Annotated in this window: 2 protein-coding genes; both read right to left on the minus strand. The window is 66.3% G+C overall.

Translation table 11 applies throughout. From position 1 onward, the window contains the following. A partial coding sequence (locus ABEA10_RS01615; protein WP_345456325.1) for a type I polyketide synthase occupies nucleotides 1-1985 on the minus strand: 1985 nt, incomplete at its 3' end. Beyond that, on the minus strand, nucleotides 1985-5951 hold a 3967-nt coding region (locus ABEA10_RS01620), incomplete at its 5' end, for an SDR family NAD(P)-dependent oxidoreductase (RefSeq protein ID WP_345456328.1). The genes ABEA10_RS01620 and ABEA10_RS01615, both read right to left, overlap by 1 nt.

Raw genomic sequence — 5951 nt, forward strand, 5'->3', positions numbered from 1 at the left:
GTGATTTCGCCTTGGGAGTGGCCGATGACGGCGTGGGGGTGGATGCCGTGGTGTTGCCACAGGCGGGCGAGGGCGGTCATGACGGCGAACAAGGCCGGCTGGACGACGTCGGTGCGGTCGAGGTTGGGGGCGCGGGGGGTTTGGTGGAGCAGGTCGAGCAGTGACCAGTCGGTGTGGGGGGTGAGGGCTTGGTGGGCTTGGTGGATGGTCTCGGCGAAGACGGGGCTGGTGGCCAGGAGGTGGTGGGCCATGGCGGGCCATTGGGTGCCTTGGCCGGGGAAGACGAATACGACCTTGCCGCTGATCGGTGTCGCCGGGGGAACCGTGAGGTTGGGGTGGTCTTGGCCGGTGGCCAGGGCGTGTAGGCCGGTGGCCAAGTCGGTGGCGGTGGTTCCGGTGATGACCGCACGCTGATCGAACACGGTGCGGGTGGCCAGTGCGTGGGCGATGTCGACCGGGCTCAGGTCGGGGTGGTGGTCCAGGTGGTCGGCCAGGCGGCGGGCGTACTCACGGAGCGCTTCGGGGGTTTTGGCGGACAACGGCCACGCCACGACGCCAGACGGTGGTTCGGTGACCGTGGATGCTGCCGGGGCGGGTTGGGGTGGTTGTTCGAGGATGAGGTGGGCGTTGGTGCCGCTGACGCCGAAGGAGGACACTGCGGCGCGGCGGGGACGGTTCGCCTGGGGCCAGGGGCGGGCTTGGGTGAGGAGGGTGACGGCTCCGGTGTCCCAGTTGATGTGGGGTGAGGGGTCCTCGGCGTGAAGCGTTTTGGGTAGCCGACCGTGCTGGATGGCTTGGACCATCTTGATGACACCGGCGATACCGGCCGCGGCTTGAGCGTGACCGATGTTGGATTTGATGGATCCGAGGTACAGCGGTCGGTCTTCGGCTCTGTTTTGGCCGTAGGTGGCGAGCAGGGCGTTGGCTTCGATCGGGTCACCCAGGGAGGTGCCGGTGCCGTGGGCTTCGACCACATCGACCTGGTCGGGGGTCACCCCGGCGTTGGTGAGGGCCTGGCGGATGACGCGTTCTTGGGAGGGCCCGTTCGGGGCGGTCAGGCCGTTGCTGGCCCCGTCCTGGTTGACCGCCGAGCCCTTGATCACTGCGAGGATCCGACGGTTGTTCTTCCGTGCGTCCGACAGACGCTCCAGGAGGACGAGCCCGGCGCCCTCGGACCACCCGGTTCCATCGGCCGAGGCGGCGAACGACTTACACCGGCCATCGGCTGCCAACCCTCGCTGCCGGCTGAACTCCACGAACACACCCGGTGTCGACATCACCGCGGCTCCCCCGACCAACGCGAGGTCGCATTCGCCCGTACGTAGGGAATGCGCCGCCAGGTGGAGTGCGACCAGCGCCGACGAACACGCCGTATCGACCGTGACCGCCGGCCCCTGCAATCCGAATGTGTAGGAGAGACGGCCAGAAGCCACACTTGTGGCCTTGCCCGTCATCATGTAGCCGCCGTAGTCCTCCGGCGCCTGATGCAGATCCGGCCCGTACGGCTGGAATACAACCCCGGTGAAGACGCCGGTCCTGCTCTTCTTCAGCGAATCAAGCGTTATTCCGGACCGTTCGATGGTCTCCCAGGCGACCTCCAAGAGAAGCCGCTGCTGGGGATCCATCGCGGTGGCCTCACGCGGAGAGATCCCGAAAAACGCCGCGTCGAACTGATCCGCGTCGTGAAGGAACCCGCCCTCCCGCGCATAGGACTTACCCGGAGCGTCGGGGTCCGGGTCGTACAACTCCTCCAGATCCCAACCACGGTTGTCCGGAAACGGCGTGATCGCATCGAGGCCCTGATCCACCAGCTCCCACAACTCCTCCGGCGAGGCCACCCCACCCGGGAAACGGCAGCCCATCGCCACGATCGCGATCGGCTCGCGAGCGCGCTCCTCGACTTCGTGGAGGCGATCTCGCGTCTGCTGAAGGTCGGCGGTGACCCGCTTGAGGTACTCGAAAAGTTTTTCCTCGTTGTTTGCCATCAGTAGCTGCCTTCGGACTGGTCGCGGTGGTTACTGTCTTCCATTCCTTGGTCGATGAGCGCGAACAGTTCATCTGGACGGCTCGTCGCCTTGATCGTGCGGATCATTTCGCCGTCGGCCGCTTGCTGAACGGTCAGCTTTCGAAGCAGTTCCTGAAGGCGCGGTGCAAGATCGCTGGGGAGTTGGCTTATATCGAGTCCGGTGGAGAGGCTCGTCTCCAATTCGTCGAGCTCGGTGAGCAGCGTCGTACCCGGGGGTGCTGGTTCGGGGACGAGCTGCGAACGGAGGTATTCGACGAGTTCCTGAGGCGTCGGGTGGTCGAACGCGAGGGTCGCGGACAGCCGCAGGCCGGTCACGGTGTTGAGTCGGTTGCGAAGTTCGACCGCCGTCAACGAGTCAAGACCGAGTTCCTTGAACGCGCTGTCCGGGCCGATGTCATCGGTGGTGGCATGCCCCAGAACCGTCGCCAGCTCGCCGCGGACGGTTTCCAGGAGAACCTCGTACTGCTCGTCGGAGGGGAGCTCCGCCAGCCGTTCCGTGAGGAGAACGGGCTCAGGCGCCTGAGCCATGGCGGATCGCTTCGGAGCTGTCGGCGCGCGGCTTTGCAGCAGTGGGTGGGGGTTGGTCGTTCTGGTGTTGATATTGGCGGGGATCAGGTGGGGCTCGGGATGGATGAGTGTCTCGTCGAGAAGACGGAGGGCTTGGTCGGTGCTCAGCGGGCTGATGCCGCTGGTGGTGATGCGTTGGTGGTCGGTGGTGGTGAGGTGGGCGGTCATGTTGCTGGTTTGTTGCCAGAGTCCCCAGGCGAGGCTGGTGGCGGGGAGTCCTTGTGTGTGGCGGTGGTGGGCGAGGGCGTCTAGGAAGGTGTTGGCGGCGGCGTAGTTGGCTTGGCCTGGGGAGCCGAGGGTGCCGGCGAGTGAGGAGAACAGGACGAATGCCGACAGGTTCTTTTCTTTGGTGAGTTGGTGTAGGTGCCAGGCTGCGTCGGCTTTGGGGGTGAGGACGGCGTCGAGTTGGTCGTTGGTGAGTTGGGTGATGGTGGCGTCCTGCAGGGTGCCCGCGGCGTGGATGACCGCGGTCAACGGATGCTGATGCGGGATGGTGTCCAGCAGTTCGGTGAGGGCCTCTGGCTTGGAGGTGTCGCAGCTGGTGATGGTGACCTGGGCGCCGTGTTCGGTGAGTTCGTGGTGGAGTTCGGTGGCGCTGGGTGCGTGGGGTCCGGAGCGGCTGGCCAGCAGGAGATGGCGGGCGTTGTGCTGGGCGACCAGGTGCCGGGCGACGGCTGAGCCGAGGACTCCCGTACCACCGGTGATGAGGACCGTGCCCTCGGGGTCGAGAGGCGAGCCGATGGTCAGTACCACCTTGCCGATGTGGCGGGCCTGGCTCAGATGGCGAAGGGCTCGAGCGGCGTGCCGGACGTCCCAGGTCGTCACCGGCGGCGGCTGGAGCACACCCTCTTCGAAGAGCGCGGACAACGCGCCGAGCATCTCCTCGATGTGCTCAGATGGCGTCTGGTGGAGATCGAGCAGGTGGTACTTCACTCCGGGATATGCGGCCTCGACCTCCCCGGATTCCCGGATGTCGGTCTTGCCCATTTCGATGAATCGGCCGCCACTGCCCAGCAGCCGCAACGACGCGTCGGTGAACTCGTGGGCCAAGGAGTTGAGGACGACATCCACGCCTCGGCCGCCTATGCGATCACGGAACTTCGTCTCGAAGTCGAGCGTGCGTGAGGACGCGAGACGATCGCCGTCGATGCCCTGCTCCTGGAGGACGCGCCACTTCGCGGGGCTTGCCGTGGCGAGGACGTGTGCTCCCCAGTGCCGCGCCAGTTGTACGGCCGCCGAGCCGACGCCGCCGGTGGCGGTGTGGACAAGCAGCGTCTCGCCCTTCCGCAGCTTCGCGAGATCCTTCAACCCCTGATAAGCGGTCAGGAACGCTACGGGCACCGCGGCCGCCTCCGCGTACGACCATCCGCTGGGAATGCGCGTGATCAAGCGGTGGTCGGTGACGGCCACCGGGCCGATTCCGCTCCGGAAGAGCCCCATCACACGGTCGCCGGGAGCCAGACTCTCGACGTCCGCGCCTACCTCGGTGACGATCCCGGCACCCTCACCGCCGACGCCCGTCCGGTCGTTCACCATGCCCAGGGCGGCCAATGCGTCCCTGAAGTTGAGGCCGGCCGCACGAAGCGATACCCGGACCTGCCCGGGTCGCAGGGGTGCATCCGCATCTGGCCAGGGAGCCAGCGTGAGGTTGTCCAGTGTTCCCGGGGTTGGGTTCTCCAGCCGCCACAAGGCCGACCCGGTGGGCGGAACGAGTCCGTCACCGGGGCCGGAAGCGATGACCCGGGGGACCAGGACGCGGCCCTGGCGGACGGCCAGCTGAGGTTCTTCGCTGCTGAGGGCCGTACGAACAGAGCCCGGTGTCACTTCGCGGAGATCGAGGTCGAGCAGGACGATGCGGCCGGGGTGTTCGGCCTGGGCCGTACGGACCATCCCCCAGACCGCCGCCTGCGCCAGGTCGCGGATGCCCTCATCGACGTTCGTGGAGACGGCTCCCTGAGTGATCAGGACAAGGCGTTTGTCCGCGAAACGTTCGTCGGTCAGCCAGGTACGCAGTGTTTCGAGGACATGGCCCGTGAGCTCGTGTGTGCTCGCCGGCACGTCCGCCACCGGCGAATCCGGGCAGTTCACGAGCACCAGTTCCGGCGACGGCGTACCCGCGTCGATGGCCTGGCCGAGCGACGCCAGATCGGGATACGGCTCGGTGGCATCCGCCGCGAGCGCAGTCATCGCGCCGTTCTCATCGCCTCTGATGAGGACGTACGGGTGAGACCTCACGGCCGCGCCTGCGGGAGAGAACGTCTCCCACCGCAGAACGAACATGTCGTCGCGGCGAGTACGGCCCTCGACCCGGAGCCGGTCGGGCTCGATCGGGCGCGCGTCGAGCGCATCGACGATGATCACGGGGGTTCCGCCGGCGTCAGTGGCAGTGATCCGAACCTGGCCGGCTCCGGTGGCGTGGAGGTGGACCCGAAGAACGGTGGCCCCGTCGGCGAGGAGAGAGACGTCCTGCCAGCTGAAGGGAAGCCTGAGCTGCTGTTCCTCCGTCGGCGAGGTGAGCATGAGGGGGTGGAGCGCGGCGTCGAGGAGCGCGGGATGGATCGCGTGTCCGGTGATCTCCGTGCCTTCGGGGAGGGCTATTTCGGCGTAGAGGTCGCCGTTGTCGTGTCGCCAGGCGTGGGTGAGGCCTTGGAAGGTGGGGCCGTAGTGGTATCCGCGTTCGGCCAGGCGTGCGTAGAAGTCGGTGAGGTCGACCGGGGCGGCGTCGGGCGGAGGCCAGGTCGTCGCAGTGGACGGCTGCGCTGTCGCGTGTGCCGTGAGGGCGCCGACGGCATGGCGTGTCCAGCCTGTTAGGGCTGGTCCATCCACTAGGCGGGTGTGGATGGTGAGGGTTCGCCGACCGTCGTCGTCGGCGGGTTCCACGGTGACATGGAGGTCGATCGGCTGCTCGTCCGGGATGACGAGCGGGTTTTCGAGGGTGAGTTCCTGGATGTGGGGTGTTCCAGTGTGGGTGCCGACGTGCGCGGCCAGGTCGATGAGGCCGCTTCCGGGCATCAGGATGGTGTTGTTGATGGCGTGCTCGGTGAGCCAGGGATGGGTTCGTATTGATATCCGGCCGGTGAAAAGGACGGAGCCGGTGCTCGGGATTTCTGTGGTGGCGGCGAGAAGCGGGTGTTCGGCCGCGGTGAGGCCGAGGTCATCTGTGACCTTTTGGGCTGGTGGTTCGTTGATCCAGTAGGTGTTGTGTTGGAAGGGGTAGGTGGGTAGTGGTGTGGTGGGGGTGTTTATAGGGGTGAGGGTGGGCCAGTGGGTGGTGTGTTGTTGGATATGTAATTGGCTGAATGTATTGAGGACCTGATGGTTGTTGTTTTTGTGTTTGTGGAGGGTGGTGATGGTGTGG

Origin of the sequence: Actinoallomurus oryzae, from assembly GCF_039541955.1 — a bacterium.
GTDB classification, from domain to species: Bacteria; Actinomycetota; Actinomycetes; order Streptosporangiales; family Streptosporangiaceae; genus Actinoallomurus; species Actinoallomurus oryzae.